The organism is Streptomyces winkii (genome assembly GCF_032248595.1).
Classification (GTDB): Bacteria; Actinomycetota; Actinomycetes; order Streptomycetales; family Streptomycetaceae; genus Streptomyces; species Streptomyces winkii.
The window spans coordinates 17,482-40,958 of record NZ_JASTTH010000001.1; the positions used below are offsets into that span (position 1 = coordinate 17,482).

20 protein-coding genes are annotated in these 23,477 nt (G+C 71.2%); 8 read left to right on the forward strand and 12 right to left on the reverse strand.

Annotated features, from left to right (window positions below; translation table 11 throughout):
- Positions 1-39: 39 nt before the first annotated feature.
- Entirely contained in the window at positions 40-843 is an 804-nt protein-coding gene (locus tag QQM67_RS00095) for an SAM-dependent methyltransferase (protein WP_314171338.1), read from the reverse strand.
- A gap of 227 nt (positions 844-1,070) precedes the next feature.
- Positions 1,071-2,552, reverse strand: a complete 1,482-nt coding sequence (locus tag QQM67_RS00100) for an FAD-binding protein (RefSeq protein WP_314171339.1) — start codon at positions 2,550-2,552, stop codon at positions 1,071-1,073.
- Between the two features lie 219 nt (positions 2,553-2,771).
- Between QQM67_RS00100 and QQM67_RS00105 the strand changes: the two genes are divergently transcribed.
- Positions 2,772-3,500 carry an SDR family oxidoreductase gene (locus QQM67_RS00105; protein ID WP_314171340.1) on the forward strand — a complete coding sequence of 243 codons (729 nt, stop codon included), beginning with the start codon at positions 2,772-2,774 and terminating at the stop codon, positions 3,498-3,500.
- A 27-nt stretch (positions 3,501-3,527) separates the two neighbouring features.
- On the opposite strand, the gene argS is transcribed toward QQM67_RS00105, so the two are convergent.
- On the reverse strand, positions 3,528-5,303 hold the full coding sequence (gene argS, locus QQM67_RS00110; RefSeq protein ID WP_314171341.1) for an arginine--tRNA ligase: 1,776 nt from the start codon (positions 5,301-5,303) through the stop codon (positions 3,528-3,530).
- A 128-nt stretch (positions 5,304-5,431) separates the two neighbouring features.
- On the opposite strand from argS, the gene lysS reads away from it, so the two are divergent.
- Complete coding sequence (gene lysS / locus QQM67_RS00115) at positions 5,432-7,195, forward strand: lysine--tRNA ligase (protein ID WP_314171342.1); 1,764 nt, start codon at positions 5,432-5,434, stop codon at positions 7,193-7,195.
- A gap of 68 nt (positions 7,196-7,263) precedes the next feature.
- On the opposite strand, the gene QQM67_RS00120 is transcribed toward lysS, so the two are convergent.
- The 3 genes from QQM67_RS00120 to QQM67_RS00130 all read right to left on the reverse strand — a co-directional run bounded on the left by QQM67_RS00120 (position 7,264) and on the right by QQM67_RS00130 (position 10,765).
- On the reverse strand, positions 7,264-8,967 hold the full coding sequence (locus QQM67_RS00120; protein WP_449657445.1) for a DUF2637 domain-containing protein: 1,704 nt from the start codon (positions 8,965-8,967) through the stop codon (positions 7,264-7,266).
- Positions 8,968-9,061: 94 nt separating this feature from the next.
- Positions 9,062-9,775, reverse strand: coding sequence for a DUF3558 family protein (locus QQM67_RS00125; RefSeq protein ID WP_314171343.1), 714 nt, complete (start codon positions 9,773-9,775; stop codon positions 9,062-9,064).
- A 27-nt stretch (positions 9,776-9,802) separates the two neighbouring features.
- Positions 9,803-10,765: a hypothetical protein gene (locus QQM67_RS00130; RefSeq protein ID WP_314171344.1), complete on the reverse strand. Its 963-nt coding sequence runs from the start codon at positions 10,763-10,765 to the stop codon at positions 9,803-9,805.
- A 200-nt stretch (positions 10,766-10,965) separates the two neighbouring features.
- Between QQM67_RS00130 and QQM67_RS00135 the strand changes: the two genes are divergently transcribed.
- The gene (locus QQM67_RS00135; protein WP_314171345.1) at positions 10,966-12,159 is read left to right on the forward strand and encodes an RtcB family protein; all 1,194 of its coding nucleotides are present in this window, start codon (positions 10,966-10,968) and stop codon (positions 12,157-12,159) included.
- 125 nt (positions 12,160-12,284) lie between these two features.
- On the opposite strand, the gene QQM67_RS00140 is transcribed toward QQM67_RS00135, so the two are convergent.
- The 5 genes from QQM67_RS00140 to QQM67_RS00160 form a co-directional block, all read right to left on the reverse strand.
- A complete protein-coding gene (locus QQM67_RS00140) occupies positions 12,285-13,046 on the reverse strand; it encodes an SDR family oxidoreductase (protein ID WP_314171346.1) in 762 nt (253 codons plus the stop codon).
- Between the two features lie 159 nt (positions 13,047-13,205).
- Entirely contained in the window at positions 13,206-13,541 is a 336-nt protein-coding gene (locus tag QQM67_RS00145; protein WP_314171347.1) for a YnfA family protein, read from the reverse strand.
- Between the two features lie 102 nt (positions 13,542-13,643).
- Positions 13,644-15,242: an FAD-dependent oxidoreductase gene (locus QQM67_RS00150; RefSeq protein ID WP_314171348.1), complete on the reverse strand. Its 1,599-nt coding sequence runs from the start codon at positions 15,240-15,242 to the stop codon at positions 13,644-13,646.
- A gap of 273 nt (positions 15,243-15,515) precedes the next feature.
- Entirely contained in the window at positions 15,516-16,211 is a 696-nt protein-coding gene (locus QQM67_RS00155; protein ID WP_314171349.1) for a helix-turn-helix domain-containing protein, read from the reverse strand.
- Positions 16,212-16,290: 79 nt separating this feature from the next.
- On the reverse strand, positions 16,291-18,066 hold the full coding sequence (locus QQM67_RS00160; RefSeq protein WP_314172178.1) for an L-lactate permease: 1,776 nt from the start codon (positions 18,064-18,066) through the stop codon (positions 16,291-16,293).
- A 209-nt stretch (positions 18,067-18,275) separates the two neighbouring features.
- Between QQM67_RS00160 and QQM67_RS00165 the strand changes: the two genes are divergently transcribed.
- Entirely contained in the window at positions 18,276-19,019 is a 744-nt protein-coding gene (locus tag QQM67_RS00165) for a FadR/GntR family transcriptional regulator (protein ID WP_314171350.1), read from the forward strand.
- Positions 19,020-19,088: 69 nt separating this feature from the next.
- Entirely contained in the window at positions 19,089-19,802 is a 714-nt protein-coding gene (locus tag QQM67_RS00170) for a TetR/AcrR family transcriptional regulator (protein WP_399064657.1), read from the forward strand.
- 51 nt (positions 19,803-19,853) lie between these two features.
- Here QQM67_RS00170 and QQM67_RS00175 read toward each other — a convergent pair whose 3' ends face one another.
- Positions 19,854-20,408, reverse strand: coding sequence for a hypothetical protein (locus QQM67_RS00175; protein ID WP_314172180.1), 555 nt, complete (start codon positions 20,406-20,408; stop codon positions 19,854-19,856).
- Between the two features lie 205 nt (positions 20,409-20,613).
- Here QQM67_RS00175 and hemL point away from each other — a divergent pair, with 205 nt between their 5' ends.
- From hemL to QQM67_RS00190, 3 genes are all read left to right on the forward strand, one after another.
- The gene (gene hemL / locus QQM67_RS00180; protein ID WP_314171351.1) at positions 20,614-21,921 is read left to right on the forward strand and encodes a glutamate-1-semialdehyde 2,1-aminomutase; all 1,308 of its coding nucleotides are present in this window, start codon (positions 20,614-20,616) and stop codon (positions 21,919-21,921) included.
- 143 nt (positions 21,922-22,064) lie between these two features.
- The gene (locus tag QQM67_RS00185; RefSeq protein WP_314172181.1) at positions 22,065-22,709 is read left to right on the forward strand and encodes a histidine phosphatase family protein; all 645 of its coding nucleotides are present in this window, start codon (positions 22,065-22,067) and stop codon (positions 22,707-22,709) included.
- A 163-nt stretch (positions 22,710-22,872) separates the two neighbouring features.
- The gene (locus tag QQM67_RS00190; protein ID WP_314171352.1) at positions 22,873-23,475 is read left to right on the forward strand and encodes a TlpA family protein disulfide reductase; all 603 of its coding nucleotides are present in this window, start codon (positions 22,873-22,875) and stop codon (positions 23,473-23,475) included.
- Positions 23,476-23,477: the final 2 nt, after the last annotated feature.

The following is a 23,477-nucleotide window of genomic DNA, read 5'->3' on the forward strand; positions in this document are numbered from 1 at the left end:
AGGCCGCACCCGCCGCGGCGGGTGCGGCGTCTCAGGCGCTCAGGGCTTCCGTCCGATGCCCGCGTAGAAGAAGGCGTCCTCGTCGGTGATGCCCGACTCCCCGTCGGGGCGCCAGCGGTGGGTGGTCGTCAGGCCGGGCTCGATCAGTTCCGTGCCCTCGAAGAAGCCCTCGATCACCGACTTGGTGCGTATCTGCGCCGGGGTGCCGCTCTTCCGGTAGACCTCGACGGCCTTCTCGGCCGCCGGGTTGAAGTCGGGGGTCGCGTGGGAGAGCACCAGGAAGCTGCCGGAGGCGAGGCGCTCGACCATTCCCCGCACGATCTCGAACGGCCTGTCCTCGTCCGGGAGGAAGTGCGTCACCGCGAGCATCGACAGCGCGACGGGCTTCTCCAGGTCGACCGTCGCGCGGAGCTTGGGGTCGTCCAGCACGGAGTCGTGGCGCAGGTCCGCGTGTACGTAGGCGGTACGGCCCTGCGGGCTGCTGAGCGTCAGGGCGTCGGTGTACTCCAGCACCGTCGGGTCGTTGTCCGCGTAGACCACGCGCGCGTCCGGTGCGATTCCCTGCGCGACCTGGTGGAGGTTGGGCTCGGTGGGGATGCCGGTGCCTATGTCGATGAACTGCCGGACGCCGTACTCGGAGGCGAGGGTGCGCGTCGCGCGGTGCATGAAGTCACGGTTGGCGCGCGCGCCGGTCACGATGAAGGGGAAGACCTCCTTCACCTTCTCCGCCGCCTCCTGATCGACGGGATACCAGTCCTTGCCGCCGAGGTAGTAGTCGTACATACGGGCCGAGTGCGCCCTGCTGGTGTCGATCTGGGTGGGCCGTCCGCCGGATCCGGTCATCGCTGTGCTTCCTCTTCTGCCGCTGCCTGGACGGCTGCCGGTGCGCGCGGGTCCCTGACCGCGACGCTATCCGTTCGTCAACAGCCTTTCGTTGCAGGCGGGTTGAAGTTATCAGAGCGATGGTTGCGTATTGAAGGTCCCTGCGACTGCCGGTAACAGGGGAGGGGCGGGCGCAGCGGCCCGCCCCTGTTTCACCGGGAGGGGCCGGGGCCGCTCCCGGCCCGCGTTCAGAAGATGCCCTGGCCCGGGGCGAGGATGCCCGCCGGGTCGTAGCGCCGGCGGGCCGCCGCCAGGGCCGGGAAGGCGCGGCCGAAGTGGTCCCGCCAGTCGGAGCGCCGGAAGGGGATGGAGCCCACCGGATACTGCTTGCCGCCCGCGTCCCGCACCGTCTCGTACGCCGCGCGGTTGGCGGCGAGCAGCCGGTCGACGGTCGCCGGGTCGTCGGGCGGGCCGGTCCGCAGCACGGCCAGCAGATACGGAACCGGGTCGTCCGGCATCCGCAGCAGCGGAGTGTGCAGCACGTCGCGGCGCAGCGGGTAGAGCAGCACCACGCCGCTCGTGCCGACGTCCTCCGGCCTGAGGGCGTCGAGGATGCCGGAGGCCAGGCGCTCGACGGACGCGGAGGGAAGGAGCAGGTTGAGCCAGGGATGCGGGTCGTCCCACAGGCCCTGCTCCTTCTGGTCGGCCACGGAGGGCGCGAGGCGGTCGAGGAAGGTGAAGTAGTCGAGGGTGTCGGCCGTCATCCCGGCGCTCTCGAAGCGCAGCCCGGCCAGCAGCTCCTCGTCGTCCGGCTCGGGACCCGAAGGCGGGCCGTAGGCGACGGCCTCCAGCACGTGGACGTCGAAGTTCCCGGAGTCGTCGGGGAGGACGAGGCCCTCGACGTAGTCGAAGCGGCGCTCGGCCGTCAGCCGCCGCTCGTCCTCCAGGAACACCGACAGCCGCGTGTACGGGAGTTGGAAGTGGCGCACGGTCCTGGGCGCGCGCACCAGGCGGAGCGTGGCGCCCACGACGATGGCGCACTGGCCCAGGCCCGCCCGTACGGCGTCGAAGAGGTCGGCGTGCCGCGTGGCCGAGCAGCGGACCAACTCGCCCGCGCCGGTGACCACTTGGAGCTCGGTGACGGTGTCGGTCTGGGCGCCCTGCTGGTGGGTCTGGCCGCCGAGACCGCCGACGGACAGCGTGCCGCCGACGGAGAGTTCGAGGTAGTCGGTGAAGACCGGCGGCGTGAGGCCGTGCCGCAGCGTGGACTTGGCGACAACGCTCCAGCGGGCGCCCGCGCCGACCGTCACCGTGCCCCTGCTGACCGGGCCGATGTGCTTCAGCGGCGCCGTCTCGATCACCAGGCCGCCCTCGGTCTGCGCCTGCCCGTACGTCGCGTGGCCCTGGCCGCGCGGTGCCACGGGGATGCGGTGCTTGCGGCAGAAGCGGACCATCACCACGACGTCGTCGACGGAGCCGGGCCGCAGGACCGCAGCGGGGCGCCGGTGAACCATGTGACCGAAGTCCTCGGAGGCGGCGTCGAGGGCGGCGTCGTCGGTGAGCAACTCACCGTCGAGCGGCGGCACATGGTCGAAGCCGCCGTCGGCCGGGGTGCGCGGCGCGGTGCGTTCCGTGGCCCAGGCGCGGGCCGAGGGGTCGAATCCGACGACAGCGGCAGTGGTGGCCAGGCCGTACAGGGCGGCGGTCCGTCTGGTCGGTTCCGAGCGCATGGTCGTCCTCCTGATGCGGCGTCAGCGGATGTCCCCCGGCGCTGGATGCTACTTGCGGGCTGACGGGCCCGCCGGTCTTTACCCGTGTGGGGGACGGCGCCCCCGCGCGGCACGGAGTTCGCGCTCTGACGCGAGCGGCGCCCTCGGCACACGCCGAGGTATGCCCGAATAGTGTTCTATGTGCCCTATTGCGCACAACCCCCCTACGAAAGGCGCGTCATGAAGTTCGCAGTCATCGGCGGTACCGGGCTGATCGGGTCGCAGGTCGTGACGAAGCTGAACGCCGCCGGGCACGAGGCGGTGCCGCACTCGCAGTCCACCGGGGTCGACATCATCAGCGGCCAGGGGCTGGACGAGGCGATGGAGGGAGCCGACGTCGCCGTCAACCTGGCGAACTCCCCGACCTTCGACGAGGCCTCCCTGGCCTTCTTCCAGACCTCGATGGACAACCTGCTGGCCGCCGCCCGCGGGCACGGCGTCGGCCACTTCGTCATCCTCTCGATCGTCGGCGCGGACATGGTGCCGGAGCTGGACTACTACCGGGCCAAGGTGCGCCAGGAGGAGATCCTCGCGGCCGGTCCGATCCCGTACTCGATCGTCCGGGTGACGCAGTTCATGGAGTTCATGAACGCCGTGCTGTCCTGGACCGCCGACGGCGACACCGTCCGGCTGCCCGCGACGCCGATCCAGCCGATCGCCTCGGAGGACGTGGCCGACGCCGTGGCGGAGGTCGCCTCGGGATCGCCGCTGAACGGCATCCGCAACGTCGCCGGCCCCGAGGTCTTCCCGCTGGACGAGCTGGGCCGGATCACCCTGTCCAGCAAGGGCGACCGGCGCACCGTCGTCACCGACCCCACCGCCGGCATGTTCGCCGCCGTCAAGAACGACGTCCTCACTGACCAGGACGCCCGCCTCGCCCCCACCCGGTACGCGGACTGGCTCTCCTGACCCGCGCCCGCGCCCGCGCGCCGGGTGTCAGAGACGCTCGGGTGTACGGATGCCGAGGAGCGTCATGCCCTGGCGGAGCGTGCGGGCCGTGAGGTCGCACAAGAACAGCCTGTTCTGGACGAGTTGGGGCGTCTCCGCCTTCAGCACCGGGCAGTTCTCATAGAACGGGCTGTAGAGCGTGGCCAGTTCGTACAGGTACGCGGCCAGTTTGTGCGGCTCGTAGGTCTCGGCCACACCGGCGAGGGTGTCGCCGAACTCGTCCAGGTGCAGGGCGAGCGCACGCTCCGCGGGCTCCAGCTCCAGCGTCGGGTGCACCTGCGGCTTCAGGTCGCCCGCCTTGCGGAAGATCGACTGGATGCGCGCGTAGGCGTACTGGAGGTAGACGCTGGTGTCGCCCTGGAGCGAGACCATCCGGTCGAGGTCGAAGACGTAGTCGCGTGTCATGGAGTTGGACAGGTCCGCGTACTTGACCGCGCCGACGCCGACCTGGGCGGCCCGCTCCCGGATCTCGTCCTCCGTGAGGTCCTGCGCCTTCTCCCGTACGACGACGGCCGCGCGCTGCTGCGCCTCCTCCAGCAGGTCCACCAGCCGCACCGACCCGCCCTCGCGGGTCTTGAACGGCTTGCCGTCCTTGCCCAGGACCGTGCCGAACGCGAGCTGCCGGGCCGCCCCGTCGGGGAGCCAGCCGGCGCGCCCGGCGGTCTCGAAGACCATGCGGAAGTGCAGGGCCTGGCGGGCGTCCACGACATAGAGGATCGTGTCGGCGCCGAGGTTGCCGATGCGGTCGCGGATGGCGGCGAGGTCGGTGGCGGCGTAGCCGAAGCCGCCGTTGGACTTCTGCACGATCAGGGGCGTCGGGGTGCCGTCGGGGCCCTTGACGTCGTCGAAGAAGACGCACAGGGCGCCCTCGGAGCGCACGGCCACACCGGAGGACTCCAGGTCCTTCACCACGGCCTGGAGAGCGTCGTTGTAGGCGCTCTCGCCGACGATGTCCTCGTCCCGGATCTCGACGTCGAGCACCTCGTAGACACCGTGGAAGTACGTCTTCGACTCGTCGACGATCTTGTGCCACAGGTCGAGGGACTCCTCGTCGCCCGACTGGAGCGCCACGACCCGGTCGCGTGCGCGCGCCTTGAACTCCTCGTCCGACTCGAAGACCGAATAGGCGGACTTGTAGAGGCGGTTGAGGCGCGCCATGGCGGCCTCTCCCTGGTCCTTCGCGTCGGCGGCGTCCGACTCGTGGTCCAACTCGTGCGGATGCTCGACCAGATACTGGATGAGCATGCCGAACTGGGTTCCCCAGTCGCCGATGTGGTGGCGCCGGATCACCTTCTCGCCCCGGTACTCCAGGATCTGGGTCACGGCGTCGCCGATGACCGTCGAGCGCAGGTGGCCGACGTGCATCTCCTTCGCCACGTTCGGCTGCGAGTAGTCGATCACCGTGGTGCCCGGCTGCTCGGCGTACGGCACGCCCAGCCGCTCGTCGTCGGCGCGGGCCGCGAGATTGCGCAGGACCGCCGCGTCGGAGACGCCGATGTTGATGAAGCCGGGGCCCGAGACCTCGACGGAGCCGATCTCCTCGTTGGGCGGCAGGCTCTCCACGATCTGGGAGGCCAGCTCGCGCGGGTTCGTCTTCAGGCGCTTGGCGAGCGCCAGCATTCCGTTGGCCTGGAAGTCCGCCCTGTCGCTGGGACGCAGCATGGGGTCGATCCACTCCGCGGGAGTGTTCTCCGGCAGGGCTGCCGAGAGAGCCTCCGCGAGGCGCTTGTGGAGCGTGGCGGCGAGCGACGGGACCGAGGGCATGAGTGCGAGCCGTTCCGTACGTGGGTGGCCGGGGGCAACCCCGAGTATCCCACGCGGAAACGGGCCGTCGCGCAGTGGGAGAATGGGCCGCGCAGGCATGCCGGAGCAGAGAGAAGGAAGTGCCGGACGTGGGTCAGACCACCACCGAGACCGACTGGGTCTCCCGTATCGCCGATGACGTCGTCGCCGAGGCGGAGCGTCGCGCGCCGGGGAAACCAGTGGTCTGCGCCTCCGGCCTCTCGCCCTCCGGGCCGATCCACCTCGGCAATCTGCGCGAGGTGATGGTGCCGCACCTGGTCGCGGACGAGATCAAGCGGCGCGGTGTCCCGTGCGAGCACATCATCTCCTGGGACGACTACGACCGGTTCCGCAAGGTGCCCGTGGGCGTCGCGGGCGTGGACTCGTCGTGGGACGAGCACATCGGCAAGCCGCTGACCTCGGTGCCCGCGCCTCCCGGCAGCCCGTACGGCAGCTGGGGCGAGCACTTCAGGTCGGCGATGGAGGCCTCCCTCGCGGAGCTGGGCGTCGAGTACCGCGGCATCAGCCAGACGGAGATGTACACCTCCGGTGCGTACCGCGAGCAGATCCTTTTCGCGATGCGCGAACGCGAGCGCATCGACGCCGTGCTGGACCGCTACCGGACGCTCGACAAGGACAAGGGCAAGGCGTCGCAGCCCGGCGGCAAGAAGCAGCAGAAGCAGAAGCAGGGCGAGCCGGACGCCGCCGAGATCGAGGCCGAGGAGGGCTCGGGCGCCGCCGCCGAGGACGACGGCTCGGGTGCGGGGACGGGCGCGTACTACCCGTACAAGCCGTACTGCACGGCCTGCGAGCGCGATACGACCAAGGTGACGGCCTACGACGACCAGACCACCGAACTCACCTACGTCTGCGGCAGCTGTGGGCACACCGAGACGGTGGCGCTGCGCGAGTTCGACCACGGCAAGCTCGTGTGGAAGGTCGACTGGCCGATGCGCTGGGCCTACGAGGGCGTGGTCTTCGAGCCGAGCGGCGTCGACCACCAGTCGCCAGGCTCGTCCTTCGTCGTCGGCGGCCGGCTCGTGAAGGAGATCTTCGGCGCCGAGCAGCCCATCGGGCCGATGTACGCGTTCGTCGGGATCAGCGGCATGGCCAAGATGTCGTCCTCGAAGGGCGGCGTGCCCACGCCCGCCGACGCGCTGGAGATCATGGAGGCTCCGCTGCTGCGCTGGCTGTACGCACGGCGCCGGCCGAACCAGTCCTTCAAGGTCGCCTTCGACCAGGAGATCCAGCGCACCTACGACGAGTGGGACGCGCTGGAGCGCAAGCTCGCCGCGGGCGACGCACAGCCCGCGGACGCCGCCGCGCACATGCGGGCCTCCTCGACGGCCGCCGGGCCGCTGCCCTCGACGCCGCGTCCGCTGCCGTACCGCACGCTCGCGTCCGTGGTCGACGTGACCGCGGGCAACGACGAGCAGACGCTGCGCATCCTCAGCGAGCTCGACCCGGAGCGCCCGGTGCGCGCCCTCGACGAGGTGCGCCCGCGCCTGGACCGTGCCCAGCGCTGGATCACCACGCAGGTCCCCGCGGAGCAGCGCACGCGCGTACGGGACGAGCCGGACACGGCGCTGCTGGAGTCGCTGGACGACGAGCAGCGCGAGTCGCTGCGCCTGCTGCTGAACGGGCTGGACGACCACTGGTCCCTGGAAGGCCTGACGCAGCTCGTGTACGGCGTGCCGAAGGTGCAGGCCGGAATCGCGCCGGACGCCAAGCCGACGCCCGAACTGAAAGTGGCCCAGCGGTCGTTCTTCGCGCTGGTCTACAAGCTGCTCGTGGGCAGCGAGACGGGTCCGAGGCTGCCGACGCTGCTGCTGGCGGTGGGGACGGACAGGGTGCGCAAGCTGCTGGGTGCGTGAACGCGCGCTGAGGCCGGTTCATGGCGCCGGGCAGGTTGCGGGCGCTGCTCGTGCCCGGTGGCCCGGCGCTAGCCCGCGAGCCCCATCTCGGTGTTGTAGCGCTCCCTGAACTCCCGGATGTAGTTGCGCAGATACGCCTCGCTGAGCAGGGAGCCGTCCGCGTCGGTCACACCGTGCAGTTCGTGGAGGGCGCGGGAGAGCTGGCGCGCGTTCGGGAAGCTGGCCTGTGAGGCGGCGAACTGGCGGTAGACGGAGAAGTAGAACTCCTCGCGGGCGACGCCGTCCGGTATGCCCACGGGCTCCGCGTCACCGGAGCCGGAGGCACCACCCGGGCCGTCAGGCCCAGGGGGACGGACCGGAGGGGCGGGCTCCCGCTCGGGCGCGAAGTCGTACTCCTCGCCGTTCGCCCCGCCGCCCGGCGCCTCGGGCTCCATGAACAGCTGCTGTTCCTGGGCCCGTTGGGGCGGGAGGTAGGCCGGGCCGGTTCCGCCGCCGGGCGCGTTGGAGTTGCCGAGGGCGCGGCGGCGGCCGGGCCCGACCGGAACGGTCACCTGGGGGCCGGACGGCTGGGTCTCGGCGGCGTAGCTGTATTCGGGGGGAGGCTCGGAGCCACGGGCCGCGGGTTCGGGCGTACGGGCGGAGGCGGAGACCGTATCGGCCTGCGGGGACTGGGCGGTTCGCCGGGGCTGTACGGGGGCGGCGCCGTCGGCGCCCGGCTCCGCCTGACCCGGCGACCCGGGCTGGGGCTGGGGCTGCGTCCGGGGCTGCCGAGGCTCGGTCCGCTGCGGTTCGGGAGCGCCGAACTGCCCGTACTGGGACGGCTGTCCGGGCGCTCCGGGCTGCTGCCCGTACTGCGCCTGTTCCCCGTTTGCCGCGTACTCCCCGTAAGCGCCGTACTCCTCGTACCGGGGGTGCTCCCCCTGCTCGCCGTACTGCTCGAACTCGCCCTCACCGGCCCGCTGTTGGTGCTCTCCGGGCGTGCCCGCGGACTCCGGCTCCTGTGCGCCGGCCGTGAGCGCGGGGCGCTGCCGCCGCTCCCCGGCCGCGGCCGCCGGGCCCTTCGTGCGCGTGAGCGTGGCGGGCGCCTCGATGCCGGCCGCCGCGAGGCCTGAGGGCCCGGTCTCCGCGAGCGGCACGCCGTACCGCGCGAGCTTGAGCGGCATCAGCGACTCCACGGGAGCCTTGCGCCGCCAGCCGCGGCCGTAGTGGGCGTGCAGCCTGGCCTCGTAGACGAGCCGCTCCTGTTCCATGCGGATGACCTCGTCGTAGCTGCGCAGCTCCCACAGCTTCATGCGCCGCCACAGCTTGAAGGTGGAGGGGAAGGCGAGCAGCCAGCGCGAGACGCGTACGCCCTCCATGTGCTTGTCGGCGGTGATGTCCGCGATGCGTCCGATCGCGTGCCGCGCGGCCTCGACCGAGACGACGAAGAGGACGGGGATCACCGCGTGCATCCCGACGCCCAGCGCGTCCGGCCACGCGGCCGCGCCGTTGAAGGCGATGGTGGCCGCGGTCAGCAGCCATGCCGTCTGGCGCAGCAGCGGGAACGGGATGCGGATCCAGGTGAGCAGCAGATCCAGCGCGAGCAGCACGACGATGCCGGCGTCGATGCCGATCGGGAAGAACGGCGCGAAGGCGCCGAAGCCCTTGCGTTCGGCGAGGTCGCGCACGGCGGCGAAGGAACCGGCGAACCCGATGGCCGCGATCGTCACGGCACCGATGACGACCACCGCGACCAATATGCGGTGTGTACGAGTCAGTTGTACGGCCTGCACTGGAGTTGTCCCCCACCCTTGGAAACCGGCGCGGCGCACCAGACTGGCACATGCGTCAAGTCCCCGCCGCACGGGTGTGCGACGGGGCGCGGCGTCACTTGAGGGACGCGACCGCTTCCTTGGCCGCCGTCTCGGCGTTCTTCCTCAGGTCGTCCGCACTGGGCGTCTTGCCGCTCTCGAAGCCGGCGCCGGCATAGTCCACGGTCACGACGACGTTGGCGCTGCGCGCGACGAGACGGTGCTCGCGGAAGTCCTCCGACTTCTTGCCGTCCTTCTTCTCCACCTTGTAGCCGAGGGAGGTCGCTTCCTCGCCGATCCCGCCGGCCGAGGCCGACTTGAGCTCCTTGTTGGCCTTGTCGGACTTGATCGCGTCCGCCTGCTGCTTCAGGAACGCGCCCGCCAGCTTGTCGCCGGAGCCGCGCGAGGTGTCGGACTCGAAGCGCTTGAGGGAGACCGTCAGCTGCCGGTAGTCGAACTTGTCCAGGCCGCTCCACAGGCAGCTGCCGGAGTCCTGCGTGTTGCCGGAGCCGATCCGCTTGCCCGAGGGGTTCTCCGTCTTCGGGGTCAGCTTCTTGACCGTGTCCCGGGAGAGGGCCTTGCAGGCGTCCGGCAGCTCCTTGAACTTCACGGGAGCCGCGCTCTGTTCGCCTCCGCCCTTGTCGGAGGAGGCCGAAGCGCCCTCCCCGCCACCGGAGTCGGAGGAGCAGCCCGCCACCAGCAGTGCGGGAACTGCGACTGCCGCGCAGGCGAGCGTCCGGGCGAGACGCGGTGAGCGTCGCTGTGGGGTTCGCTGAGCTTTACGGGGCATGATTCCTTCGCTTCCAGTCTGTCTGCGTCAGTTGTCGTCGAAGTCCGCTGCGAGCTCCTCGGCCACGCTGCGGGCCAACTCCTGCAACTCGGCGCTGTCGGGAGTGCGCCGCTTGTCGGTGAGCCACTGGTCGTACTTGACGGTCGCGATCACGTTCGCGCTGCGGAAGACGAGCGTGATGTCGCGGTGGACACCCGAGTCCGCGGTGTCCAGTTGGTCGTCGATGTAGGCGTTGTCGCCGATGTCGTCGAGCATACGAGGGGACAAGTCCTCGTCCGCGGACGGAGAAGGGGACGATTCGGGCTCATTGCCCGAATCACCGGGCGACTTGGAGCCGCTGTCGGATTTCTCACTCCCGGGGTCGCCGCCCTGGTCCTCCCCGCCCTTGGAGTCGCCGCCGTCGCCGGCGCCCTTGTCGCTGCCGCTCGCGGAGCCGTCGTCGCCGTCGTCGCCGTCGGCGCCTTCGTCTTCGGGCGGCGGGCTGCTGTCGTCCTCGGTCGGGATCTCGGCCTGGCCGGCGCGCTCGTCGTACAGCAGTTGTGCCTGCTTGTCGTCGCTCACGGCCGGGTCGTACGAGACGACACGTTCCAGGTCGACGGCGAGGTGGCGGGTGGCGAGGCTGGTCGCGCTCTTCCAGCGGCAGCCGGCGCGGCGGTCGGTGTCGTAGGTGGCGATGGCGTCGCCCTTGTACGGGGAGGCGTCCGGATCGGAGCCGGCGTCCTTGCCGGTCTCGCCGCTCGTACCGGCGCTCTCGGCCGCCTCGGCCCCGGGGAGCAGCTTCTTGAGGGTCTCCACGCCGACCGCTCCGCAGGGCTCGGGGAGCGTGCGGTACTTGCCGGGCTCGGCGGGAGGCGCCGCGGAGGAGGAGGCGCCGGGCTTCGTGTCCTGGCCGGCGCCCTCATCGGACGTCCCGGTACAGGCGGTGAGCCCAACGGAGAGCAGGCCGGCCAGCGCTGCGCCGGTGACGTACGTCCTTGCCCTCCGCTGCACTGATCTGCCTCCTGCTCGGTACTGCTGTGGTGCGGTCGAAAACGTGTTGCCGCCGTGACGGGGCCACGGAAGACAATGTCTACCGCACGCACGGCGGGGCCGTCCGGCCGTGGGGTGGTTATGTTGCGCGAAGTCCAGCTTTTTTGTTTCGCGGATTTGGTGCGCCTTTTTCTGTTCTGTCCATGGGGGAGTTGAGTGAGATGCCCTACACCGAGGTGCCGGGCGCCCGGGTTCCGATCCGCATGTGGGCCGACCCTGCCACCGTCGAGGACGCCGCCATGCAGCAGCTGCGCAACGTCTCGACGCTGCCGTGGATCGAGGGGCTCGCGGTCATGCCGGACGTGCACTACGGCAAGGGCGCCACGGTCGGGTCGGTGATCGCGATGAACGGCGCCGTGTGTCCGGCGGCCGTCGGCGTCGACATCGGCTGCGGCATGTCCGCCGTGAAGACGTCGCTGACGGCCGGCGATCTGCCGGGTGATCTCTCCAGGCTCCGTTCCAAGATCGAGCAGGCCATTCCGGTGGGGCGCGGGATGCACGACGACCCGGTCGATCCGGGCAGGCTGCACGGCTACCCGGCCGCGGGATGGTCCCACTTCTGGGAGCGTTTCGACGGGATCGCCGAAGCGGTCAAGTTCCGTCAGGAACGGGCCACCAAGCAGATGGGGACGCTCGGATCCGGCAACCACTTCGTCGAACTGTGCACCGATACGGACGGCGCGGTGTGGCTGATGCTGCACTCCGGCTCGCGGAACATCGGCAAGGAACTGGCCGACTTCCACATCGGTGTGGCGCAGAAGCTCCCGCACAACCAGGGCCTCGTCGACCGCGATCTCGCCGTCTTCGTCGCGGACACCCCGCAGATGGCGGCGTACCGGCACGATCTGTTCTGGGCGCAGGAGTACGCGCAGCACAACCGTGCCGTGATGATGGCGCTGCTCACGGACGTCGTCCGCAAGGAGTTCAAGAAGGCGAAGCCCCGCTTCGATCCGGTGATCTCCTGCCACCACAACTACGTGGCAGAGGAGCGGTACGAGGGCGTGGACCTGCTGGTGACGCGGAAGGGCGCCATCCGCGCCGGTGAAGGGGACTACGGGATCATCCCCGGCTCGATGGGGACGGGCTCGTACATCGTGCGGGGCCTGGGCAACTCGGCCTCGTTCCAGTCGGCTTCGCACGGCGCCGGGCGGAGGATGAGCCGGAACGCGGCGCGCAAGCGGTTCTCCGCGCGGGACCTGGAGGAGCAGACGCGGGGCGTGGAGTGCCGCAAGGACTCGGGGGTCGTGGACGAGATTCCCGGGGCCTACAAGCCGATCGAGCAGGTCATCGACCAGCAGCGGGATCTCGTCGAGGTCGTGGCGAAGCTGAAGCAGGTCGTCTGCGTGAAGGGCTGACGGGGCACCGGGCACCCGGCTCCGGCGTCGGGCCGCCGCGCACCGGGCACCCGGCTCGGGCGGCGGGCGGCCCGCGCCGGGCTCGACGGTCACCGGCCGTCCCGCGTCCACGGCGGCCGGTGACGTCAGCGTTCGCGGTGGACCTTGGTGTTGGAGGCCTGGGCGCGCGGACGTAGGACCAGCAGATCCACGTTGACGTGCGGGGGACGGGTCACCGTCCAGGCGATGGTGTCCGCCACGTCCTCCGCCGTCAGCGGCTCGGCCACGCCTTCGTAGACCTTGGCGGCGCGCTCGGCGTCGCCGCGGAAGCGCGTGAGGGCGAACTCCTCGGTCTTCACCATGCCCGGGGCGATCTCGATGATGCGGACGGGCTCCCCGCACAGCTCCAGGCGCAGGGTCTCTGCCAGCACGTGGGAACCGTGCTTGGCGGCGACGTAGCCTCCCCCGCCCTCGTATGTCGCGTGACCCGCGGTCGAGGAGACGACCACGACGGTGCCCTCTCCGGACGGAGACTGTGCCAGGGCGGGCAACAGGGCCTGGGTGAGGTGCAGTACGCCGATGACGTTGACCTCGTACATGCGGCGCCAGTCGGCCGGGTCGGCGGTGGCGACGGGGTCGGTGCCGAGGGCGCCGCCCGCGTTGTTGACGAGGATGTCGCAGCGCTCCAGACCGGCGGCGAAGGCGTCGACCGCGGCACGGTCCGTGACGTCGAGCGGGTAGGCCACCGCGTCGTGGCCCTCGCCGGTCAACTCCTGTGCCAGAGCGTCGATTCGGTCCTGGCGCCGGGCTGCGAGCACGACCCGGTAGCCGGCGGCGGCGAGCCGGCGAGCGGTGGCGGCGCCGATGCCACTGCTGGCGCCGCTGATGACGGCAGTGCGGTTGCTCATGGCCCAAAGGCTACGTCGTATCGGAGGGGCGTCAGGTGGCCGGGGAGCGCCGGGTTCGGAGAACCGGCCGCCCCGGACCGGACCGCCCCGGACCGGACCGCCTCGGAGTGGACTCCCCGGGAGGCACGTCGAGTTGGGGCCCCTACCGGCTTCGGCCGGTCACCCGCCGCGCGGTGCGTACATGATCACCGCGACGCCGGTGAGGCAGATCAACGCCCCCGTGACGTCCCACCGGTCGGGGCGGAAGCCGTCCATCACCATGCCCCAGGCCAGGGAGCCCGCGACGAATACGCCCCCGTACGCGGCGAGGATGCGGCCGAAGTGGGCGTCGGGCTGGAGCGTGGCGACGAAGCCGTAGGTCCCCAGAGCGATCACGCCCGCGCCGATCCAGGCCCAGCCGCGGTGCTCCCGCACCCCCTGCCAGACGAGCCACGCTCCGCCGATCTCCATCAGGGCCGCGAGGGCGAAGAGGGCGATCGAGCGCGCGACGAGCATGTCCGCAGGCTACGCGAGAGCGGCACGGACAGCCGCCGCAGGCGCCCTGGCCGGGCAGGGGCCCGCGGATGCTCGTCGTCGGGCGGGCGGCGGGCGGCTCGGCTATGCCGCGGCCGGCGCCCGCACCGCGGGCGACCCCGTCCACTCGGCGAGCGCCTGGCGGAGGCCCTGCGGGTCGGGCCCGTCGCTCGCCCAGGCGATATAGCCGTCGGGACGTATCAGCAAGGTGCGGCTGCCGACGGCATCCGAACGAGCGTGAACCGTACGGTCGTCGGCCTCCTCGCCCGTGTCCGGGGCCGGTGTGCCGACGGGGGAGACGAGGACGAACGCGCCCTCGCGCAGGGCCTCGTAGAGCCGCCCCGAGGCCAGCGGCAGATCGGGCGCCCGCTTCCCGGTGAGGGGATGGGAGCCGCGCGGCGCCGGGTAGGAGATGCCGACCCCGGAGACCATCCGTATGGCACGGCGCCCCAACGGGCGTACGCGATTGACGACTTCGGTGATCACGGCGCGCAGCGCGCGGCCCGCCGTGGAGCGGGCGAGGGCGAGCCGGATGATCGTGCCGCTCATGCGCAGTACGAGCTTCCCCACGCGATGCCGCTCGCTCTCGTATGTCTCCAGCAGGGACGCGGGGGAGCGGCCGCGCAGCACCGCGGAGAGCTTCCAGGTGAGGTTGGCGGCGTCCTGGAGGCCGGTGTTCATGCCCATCCCGCCCGCGGGCGAGTGGACGTGGGCGGCGTCGCCCGCGAGGAAGACGCGGCCCACCCGGTAGCGCGGCGCCTGCCGTTCGTCGCTGTGGAAGCGGGAGATCCAGCGGGGATCGTGCATGCCGAAGTCCGAGCCGAGCGCCTGGACCGTGAACTCCCTGACCTCTTCGAGCCCGGCGGGCCGGCTGTCGGGCAGCTGCCGGTGGCGGTTCCAGCCCATCACCCTGTACCAGCCGTCGCCGAAGCTCGCGACCAGCGCGAACGCGTCGTCCTGCGCGTTGACTTGGAAGGGCGCGGCGGGCGGATCGGACAGCCGTACGTCCGCCAGCACGATCGAGCGGATGACGGACTTGCCCGGGAAGGGCAGCCCGAGAAGGTCACGGATGGTGCTGCGCACGCCGTCGGTGCCGACGAGATAGGAGGCGCGCAGCGTACTGATCTCTCCCGACGTCGCGCCCGAACTCCCCTCCGCGCCACCGCCGTCGGCGCCGCCACCGTCCGGCTGGCCGGGCCTCTGCGCCGCGGTGACGTCCACCTCCACGCCGGAGCCGTCCTGCCTCAGTTCGAGGACCTCCGTGCCGTACCGGAACGTCACGCCCGCCTTGCGGGCACGCCGCTCCAGCAGCCGCTCGACCTCGAACTGGCCCGTGACCAGCACATACGGGAAGCGGCTCGGCAGTGTCGAAGGGTGGAGCACCGCGCGCCTGAAGAGCCCGAGCGACTCCATCCGGGCGCCGGTGCCGATCAGCTCTTCGGCGAGCCCCCGGGCGTCCAGCTGCTCCAGCGTGCGGGCGTGCACGACGAGAGCCCGGGTGAGGTTGCTGATCGTCTCGTCGCGCCGCTCGACGAGGGTGACGCCGTGCCCGGCCTCGGCGAGATCCCCCGCGGTCATCAGACCGGTGGGCCCGGCGCCGACGACGATCACGTCCGTGGAGTACGAGGCGTGGGAGACGCCCGCGCCGGTGGATGCCGTGCCGTGAGTGCCGCTGCGTGCCATGGGATCCTCCCCGGATTGCGGATGCCAACGCACGTTGGTCAACGCCCGTTGGCACAACGGTAGGAGGGCTCTGAGGCGGTGTCAACGCCTGTTGGCCTACGGGTGTTGGCACGTGCCGGACGGTCCGTCAGCGGCGGTGAACCCGCCCCTTGCCGACCGGTGCCCAGGGCTGGGCCGACGCGTCAAGTCGCCGAGAGAACAAGTCCGTTGAGCCGATCAGGCAACCGCCCCGGCAACCGGCCGAGGCGCTGAAGGGGAGCGGCGGCGTACTGCTCAGTCGTCCAACCGCGCGCAGAACACGTCCACCAGGCGCTCGAGGAAGGCGCGGCCCTCCTCGCCGGGCTCCATGGAGATCGTCCCGCCGCCCCAGTCCACGGTGCCGACCATGTCCTGATACTCGGAGTGCAGGTGGTGCAGGATTCCGCTGACCCGCGCCCTGGGCAGGTCGAGCAGCTTGCACACGGGCTGGACGTACGGCTGCCAGCGGGTCGTCACCGCGCGCAGAAGCAGCTCGTTCAGCTCGGGGGCCTCGCCGGTGATGTCGAGACGCGCGCGGAGCGGCAACGCCAGGGCGTCGCCGAGGAGTTCGGCCTGGAGGCCGGTCAGCCGCCAGCGGCCGCTGCGCTCCATCTGCTCGTACTCGTTCGGCGCGAGACCCAGCCGCAGCGCCATGTCGAACGTCGAGACGCCGCGGGCGAGCCGGTGCTGGTGCACGCTGCTGAGGGAGCCCATCAGGTCGCCGACCGAGCACCACAGAACGCCCGCCAGGGCCGTCAACTCCCGTTCTCCCGGGGTCTGGTCGCCGGACTCCCAGCTGAGCACGGTCAGCGGGGTGACCTGTACCCCGTACGCGCTGAGCATGGTGGCCGCCACGTCCTCGGCCCGCATCCCCAGGGCCTGGCGCGTGCTGCGCGCCGCCTCACGGTTGAACGCGGGCCTGCTGGGATCGGATGACGTGTGCTGGGACAAGCGGTCCACTTCTTCGGTCGTCTTCCTCACGGCGCGGCCACGGGCCAAAGGTCATGGGGGTCAAAGGATGTCAAAGGGTCTAGGGCAGCGTCCAGGCCAGGATTCCGGACTGTGCATAGATCAACACGCAGAGAACCAGCAGCAGTCCGAGGCTCCACTTGAGCGTCGCGCGGAGCAGTTCGGACTCCTGGCTGGCGCAACCGACGGCGGTGGCCGCGATGGTGAGGTTCTGAGGGCTGATCATCTTGCCGACGACGCCGCCCGAGGTGTTGCCCGCGACGAGCAGCGACGGATCGATGCCCGCCCCCTTGGCGGCGGTGAACTGCAAGGTGGCGAACAGCGACGTCGACGACGTGTCCGACCCCGTGACCGCCGTTCCGAACCAGCCGAGCACCGGCGAGAGCAGCGCGAGCGCGCTCCCGCTCCCGGCTATCCAGGTGCCGATGGTGATGGTCTGTCCCGACAGGTTCATGGCGTAGGCGAGCGCGAGCACCGTGGCGACGGTGAAGAGCGCCGTGCGCAGCTTGAACAGCGTCGCCCCGAGCTCCCGCAGCGCCACCTGCGGTTCGATACGCAGGACGAGCGCGGTCAGCAGACCGGAGAGCAGCAGTAGCGTGCCGGGCGACGAGAGCCAGGCCAGGTTGTAGACGGTGGCGTCGACCTCGTTGCCGCTGACCGTGAGCAGCTTTCCGTCCAGGCCGGGCCAGGGGACGGCGATGTCCGTGCTGCCCAGGAACTGCTTGACCGGCGTCCACAGTTGGGCCACGGAGAACACCGAGATGACGATGACGTACGGGGCGAAGGCCCCGGCCAGGCGCCTGCCTCCGATCTCCGGCCGCGCCGAGTGATGCCCGTGCGGGCCGTGTTGCCCGAGGCGGCCGTGCTGGCCGTGCTGCCCGTGCTGTCCGTGTCCGTGCTGTCCGCCGGCCGCGTGCACCCGCTGGCCGCCCGGGCCGTGGCCGCCGTGCTGCCGCCCGCCGGGCCCCGCGGCACCCGACGCGCCGCCCTCGCGGAGGAGTTCGGCCCGCGCCTCCTCGCTGCCGCGCGGCTGCCAGAACCGCATGAAGACGACGGCCGCCACCAGGCTCGCGAGGGAGGTGATGATGTCGGTCAGCTCCACGGATATGTAGTTGGAGCTGAGGAACTGGACCAGCGCGAAGGTCACCCCGCACACGAGCGCGACCGGCCATATCTGGCGCAGCCCGCGGAACCCGTCCACCAGCACCGTCAGCAGCAGCGGCACGATCAGCGCCAGCACCGGCACCTGACGCCCGACGTACGAGCCGATCTCGGTGTACGGGATCTTGGTGAGCTCGCCCGCGGTGATGACGGGGATGGCCATGGCGCCGAAGGCGACGGGGGCCGTGTTGGCGACGAGCACCGTGACCGCCGCGCGGAACGGCGGGAAGCCCAGCGCTATGAGCATGATCCCGGTGATGGCCACGGGCGCGCCGAAGCCGGCGAGCGCCTCCAGCAGGGCGCCGAAGCAGAACGCGAGCACCACGGCAAGGACGCGGGGGTCGTCGCTGATCAGCCGCAGCGACTGCCGCAGATCCTCGAACGTGCCGCTGACGACGGTCAGTTGGTACAGCCAGATGGCCGTGACCAGGATCCAGCCGATGGGGAAGAGGCCGAAGACGGCGCCCTCACTGGCCGCAAGTGCCGCCAGTTTCAAGGGCATTCCGTACACGGCGACGGCCACGCCCACCGCGACGGCCAGAGAGGCGAGGCCTGCCCAGTGCGCCTTGACCCGGGCCCCGCCGAGCAGCAGGAACAGGGTGAGCAGCGGTACGGCGGCCACGAGGGCCGACAGCGCCAGGCCGCCGGAGAGCGGAGATATAGCGGGCTGATACAAGGGCATCCCCGTACGGATTTGGTCAGACCATGCACAGAAGCTGCCACACACTATGAAGAGCCCAACTCCCTGTCCAGTGCGTGCACATGACTCAAACGGCTTGGTCCGACCAAGGCACAGGTGGTTGGGTTACGCTCGCCGCGACCGTGCCGTTCCCGGCTGCGCAGCTTGGGCGAGCGGACCTGCGTCGCCGACATCGGAGGGGTTTCATGGCCGGGCCTGACGACTGGGAACCCGTGGCCCGTTCACGTACGTACGAACTCGTGCTCACCAGGATCGAGCAGCTGATCCTGGACGGACGGCTCAGGGTGGGCGACCGGTTACCGCCGGAGCGCGAGTTGAGCGAGATGCTCGGAGTGAGCAGGGCGGCGATCCGCGAGGCGCTCCGGGTGCTGGAGGCCCAGGGGGCGCTGCGGCCCCGGGTCGGCACGGGGCCGGACTCGGGGAACGTGATCGCGGCGATGCCCGGTGCCGGGCTCACCCAGTTCCTGCGGCTGCATATCGCGCTCGCCCACTTCCAGCTTGACGACGTTGTCGAGGCGCGTGCCGTCCTGGAACGCTCCAGCGCGAGGCTCGCCGCCGAGCGCGCGGAGACGGAGGGCCTGGCGCGGATGCGCGAACAGCTCGACCGCATGGACGCGCCGGGCCTCCCGCGCGAGGTGTTCAACGACCGCGACACCGACTTCCATGTGGCGATCGCGGAGGCGGCGGGCAACCGTCTGGTGGCCGACCTGACCGCGGCCGTACGCAACGCGGTGCGGCAGACGCTGCTCACCGTCTTCAACCGCGTCGAGGACTGGGAGATCCTCGCGGCCCGGCTGCGCTCGGAGCACCACGCGATCTACGACGCCGTCGCGGCGGGCGAGGTCCAGCGCGCCGGGGAGGCGGTCGAGGCGCACATCCGCTCCGTACACCGGGACATCGTCATCCCCTCGCTGTCGCCCGTCACTTGAGCCGTGCCGTCCGGCGGCCTTCCGGCCAGGACCTGGTGCGTCAACGGGCGTTGGCATACAGTCGTTGGCATGGGAAACGATCGGGCGGCCGGCCCCACGGGAGACGAGGCCGCGGGAGACGGGGCCACGGGAGAACGGCCCACGAGAGACGAGGCCGCCAAGGCCGAGGCCGACGCCGGTGCGGCGACGAACCTCGCCGTCTCGGCCCGACTGGCCACGGCCGGGCGGCCGCCGCGCCGCTCCGATTCGACGCGCGCCGCGATCCTGCGCGCCGCTCGCGAGCGCTTCGCCACGGACGGATACGAGCGGGCGACGATCCGCGCCATAGCGCGCGACGCCGGGATCGACCCGTCGATGGTCATGCGCTACTACGGCAACAAGGAGGGCCTGTTCGCCGCCGCCTCCGAAATCGACCTGCGGCTGCCGGAGTTGACGTCCGTCCCCGCCGACGAGATCGGCACCCGGCTCGTGCGCCACTTCCTGGCCCGCTGGGAGGGGGACGGGACGCTCAACGCCATGGTGCGCGTCGGCGTCACCAACCCCGCGGGCGCCGAGCGGGTGCACTCCGTCTTCCGCGACCAGGTCCTGCCCACGGTCGCCGCCGTGTGCCCCGACCCCCGACAGGCCCCGGTGCGGGCCGCGTTGCTCGCGTCGCAGATCCTCGGAATGGCCGTGAGCCGGTACGTACTGAAGCTGCCGCCCGCGGCGGAGCTGACGCACGACGAGATCGTGGGCTGGCTCGGGCCGACGGTGCAGCGCTATCTCACGGCCAGGGAGCCCTGAGGCCCGGGGGCCGGGGGAATCGCGCTCAGGAACGGCCTGTGGCCCTGAGACTCAGGGCCACACCAGGCAGTACGGCTGGTGGCCCGCCATGTGCAGGCGATCGGAGAAGTCCTGCCATTCGTGCAGGAGTTGGTACACGTTGAACGCGTCCTGCGGGCCCGCCCTGTCGGGGACCGTGGACCAGATGAAGGCCGCCGCGCCGACCGACTCCTCACCGATCCCGCGCAGCGGGTCGACGACCGTCATCGGCAGCTTCACGACGGCGTAATCCGGGTGCAGCACCACGAGTTCGAGCGGCGGGACCCGGTGCAGCGGTATGCCCTCGATGCCCGTGAGGACCATCGCGGCCATCGTCTCCGGCTTGATCTTGCTGAACATGCCGTGGCCCAGCTCGTCCCCGCCGAGCTCCTCGGGGCGCATGGAGACAGGGACCCGGGCCGCCGTCGCGCCGTCCGGGGCGCCGAAGTACTTGTAGGTCACCCCCACTCGGCCGCCACCCTTGCTGCTCCCCATGTCTCTTTCCGCCGCGTCTCTACGGTGGCGTCCCCTCGCGCGCTCCGGACCGAGGTCCCCGGTACCCTCTCCCAGTCCACCACCGCGCTGCATGTCACCACCCGACCACTCGCGGCCGCCGCCGCGCAACCCGATCACCGTGTTCAGAGACCTCCCCGTCCTGCGGAGCGTGAAACGCCCGCAGCACCGGGGTAATTCCCGCGTTACCGGTCCGGTACCTCGCGGGCTCCCACGTGTCGCATACCCACCTGCGTGACGACGACGCAGCGCGACCGGAACGCTCTGACACCATGGCCTTGTGACTTACTCGTACGAGGCCCCAGTATCGCAGTCGCTCTTCGACCGTGCCGCCGCCGTGACGCCGGGAGGCGTGAACTCTCCGGTCCGTGCGTTCCAAGCCGTGGGCGGTACGCCCCGTTTCATGGTCTCCGGTGCCGGTCCGTACCTCATCGACGCGGACGGACGGGAGTACGTCGATCTCGTCTGCTCGTGGGGACCGATGATTCTGGGCCATTCCCATCCAGAGGTGATCGCGGCCGTTCAGGACGCGGTGGGCCGCGGCACGTCGTTCGGAACCCCCGGCGAGGACGAAGTGGCCCTGGCCGAGGAGATCGTGGACCGCGTCGCGCCGGTCGAGCAGGTGAGGCTGGTCTCCTCCGGCACGGAGGCGACGATGTCCGCGATCCGGCTGGCGCGCGGCTTCACGGGCCGCGCCAAGGTCGTGAAGTTCGCGGGCTGTTACCACGGCCACGTGGACGCGCTGCTCGCGTCGGCCGGTTCGGGCGTCGCGACGTTCGGCCTGCCGGACACCCCGGGCGTGACGGGCGCGCAGGCCGCCGAGACGATCGTGCTGCCGTACAACGATGTCGACGCCGTGCGGGCCGCGTTCGCCGCGCAGCCGGACGAGATCGCATGCGTCATCACCGAGGCGTCGCCGGGCAACATGGGCGTCGTGCCGCCGGAGCCCGGCTTCAACGCGCAACTCAAGGAGATCTGCCGGGAGTACGGCGCGCTGTTCGTCTCCGACGAGGTGATGACGGGCTTCCGCGTCAGCAGGCAGGGCTGGTACGGGATCGACCAAGTCGCCCCCGATCTCATGACGTTCGGCAAGGTCATGGGCGGCGGCTTTCCGGCCGCGGCCTTCGGCGGCAGGCGCGAGGTGATGGAGTACCTCGCTCCGGCCGGGCCCGTCTACCAGGCCGGAACGCTCTCCGGGAACCCGGTCGCCACGGCGGCCGGTGTCGCGCAGCTGCGCCTGCTGGACGACGCGGCGTACGCGGCGGTGGACTCCGCGTCCGAGCAGCTGCGCGGCGCGGTCACCGAGGCGCTGAGCAAGGCCGGCGTCGCGCACCGGGTCCAGGCGGCGGGCAGCATGTTCTCCGTGTTCTTCACCGACGAGCCGGTCACCGACTACCAGGGCGCGAAGGCCCAGGAGGCGTTCCGCTTCAAGGCGCTCTTCCACTCGATGCTGGAGCAGGGTGTCTATCTGCCGCCGTCCGCCTTCGAGGTGTGGTTCGTCTCCACCGCGCACGACGACGGCGCGCTGGAACGCGTCGCGGACGCGCTTCCGGCGGCCGCGCGCGCCGCCGCCGAGGCGACCGCGTGAGCGCGGCGGACCGTACGGGCGTGGACCGTACGGGCGCGAACGGCGCGGGTGCGAACGGAGCGGGGTCCGGCCCCCGCGCGGAGTCCGCCGCCCAGGCCGCGAGACCGGAGTCCGACGACGGCACCGTCACGGTCGTGCACGTCATGCGCCACGGCGAGGTCGAGAACCCGGGCGGCGTCCTGTACGGGCGGCTTCCCGGCTACCACCTCTCCGAGCTGGGCCGCCGGATGGCCGACCGGGTCGCCGAGCACCTCGCGGGGCGCGACATCACCTACGTCGTCGCCTCGCCGCTGGAGCGCGCGCAGGAGACGGCGGCGCCCATCGCCAAGGCGCACGGCCTGGACGTCGCCAGCGACGCGGGCCTGATCGAGGCCGACAACGTCTTCCAGGGCAAGACGGTCGGGGTGGGGGACGGCGCGCTGCGCAGGCCCGCGAACTGGCGACACCTCTTCAACCCGTTCCGGCCGTCGTGGGGCGAGTCGTACGTGCACCAGGTGCAGCGGATGCGGGCGGCCCTCGACTCCGCGCGCGACGCCGCTCGCGGTCACGAGGCCGTCTGCGTCTCGCACCAGCTGCCGATCTGGACGCTGCGCAGCTTCGTCGAGCGCCGTCGGCTGTGGCACGACCCGCGCCGCCGGCAGTGCACCCTGGCCTCGCTCACGACCTTCACCTTCAACGGCGAGAAGATCGTCTCCGTCGGGTATACGGAACCGGCGCGCGACCTCGTGCCGCCGCACCTGCGTGCGGGCGCCAAGGGCGCCAGGGGCGGGGGAGGACGCGGAGCCTGAGACCGGCCGCGCCCGGCTCCGCCCGGGCCGTACCCGCACGGTGCCTGTACGTACGGACCGCCGGGTGCCCACAAGTGCGGACGGCCAAGTGCGGACGGCCTGTACGCAACGGGCACAAGGGGGGCGTGGAAGATCGGTCCGGAGCCCATGCGAAACTTTTCACATGAGTGAGACCCGCGCCTTCCGACGCCGCCCCGCGCTGCTGATCGCTCTGCTCGCGCTGGGGGCGTCGGTGCTGTCCGGGTGCGGCGACGACGAGAGCGGATCGTCGTCGGGGGACACGAAGTTCGTCCGCGGCACCGGGAAGATCACCGAGGTGAAGAGCGGGGAGCGGCAGAAGGCTCCCGACATTTCGGGCAAAGGTGTCGACGGCAAGCGCCTGGAACTCTCCGACTACAAGGGGAAGATCGTCGTCCTCAACGTCTGGGGCTCCTGGTGCGCCCCGTGCCGCGCCGAGGCGCCGAACCTCGCCAAGGTCGCCCAGGAGACCGAGGACAAGGGCGTGCAGTTCGTCGGGATCAACACGCGCGACCTCGACCGCGCCAACGCCAAGGCCTTCGAGCGCAACTACGGCGTCGGCTACCCGAGCTTCTTCGACCCGAGCGGCAAGCTCGTCCTCCGCTTCCCCAAGGGCACGCTCTCCCCGCAGGCCATCCCCTCCACGCTCATCCTCGACCGCGACGGGAAGATCGCCGTGCGGGCGCTGAAGGAGCTCAGCGAGAAGGAACTGCGCTCCGTGCTCGACCCGTTGACGGCGGAGAAGTGACG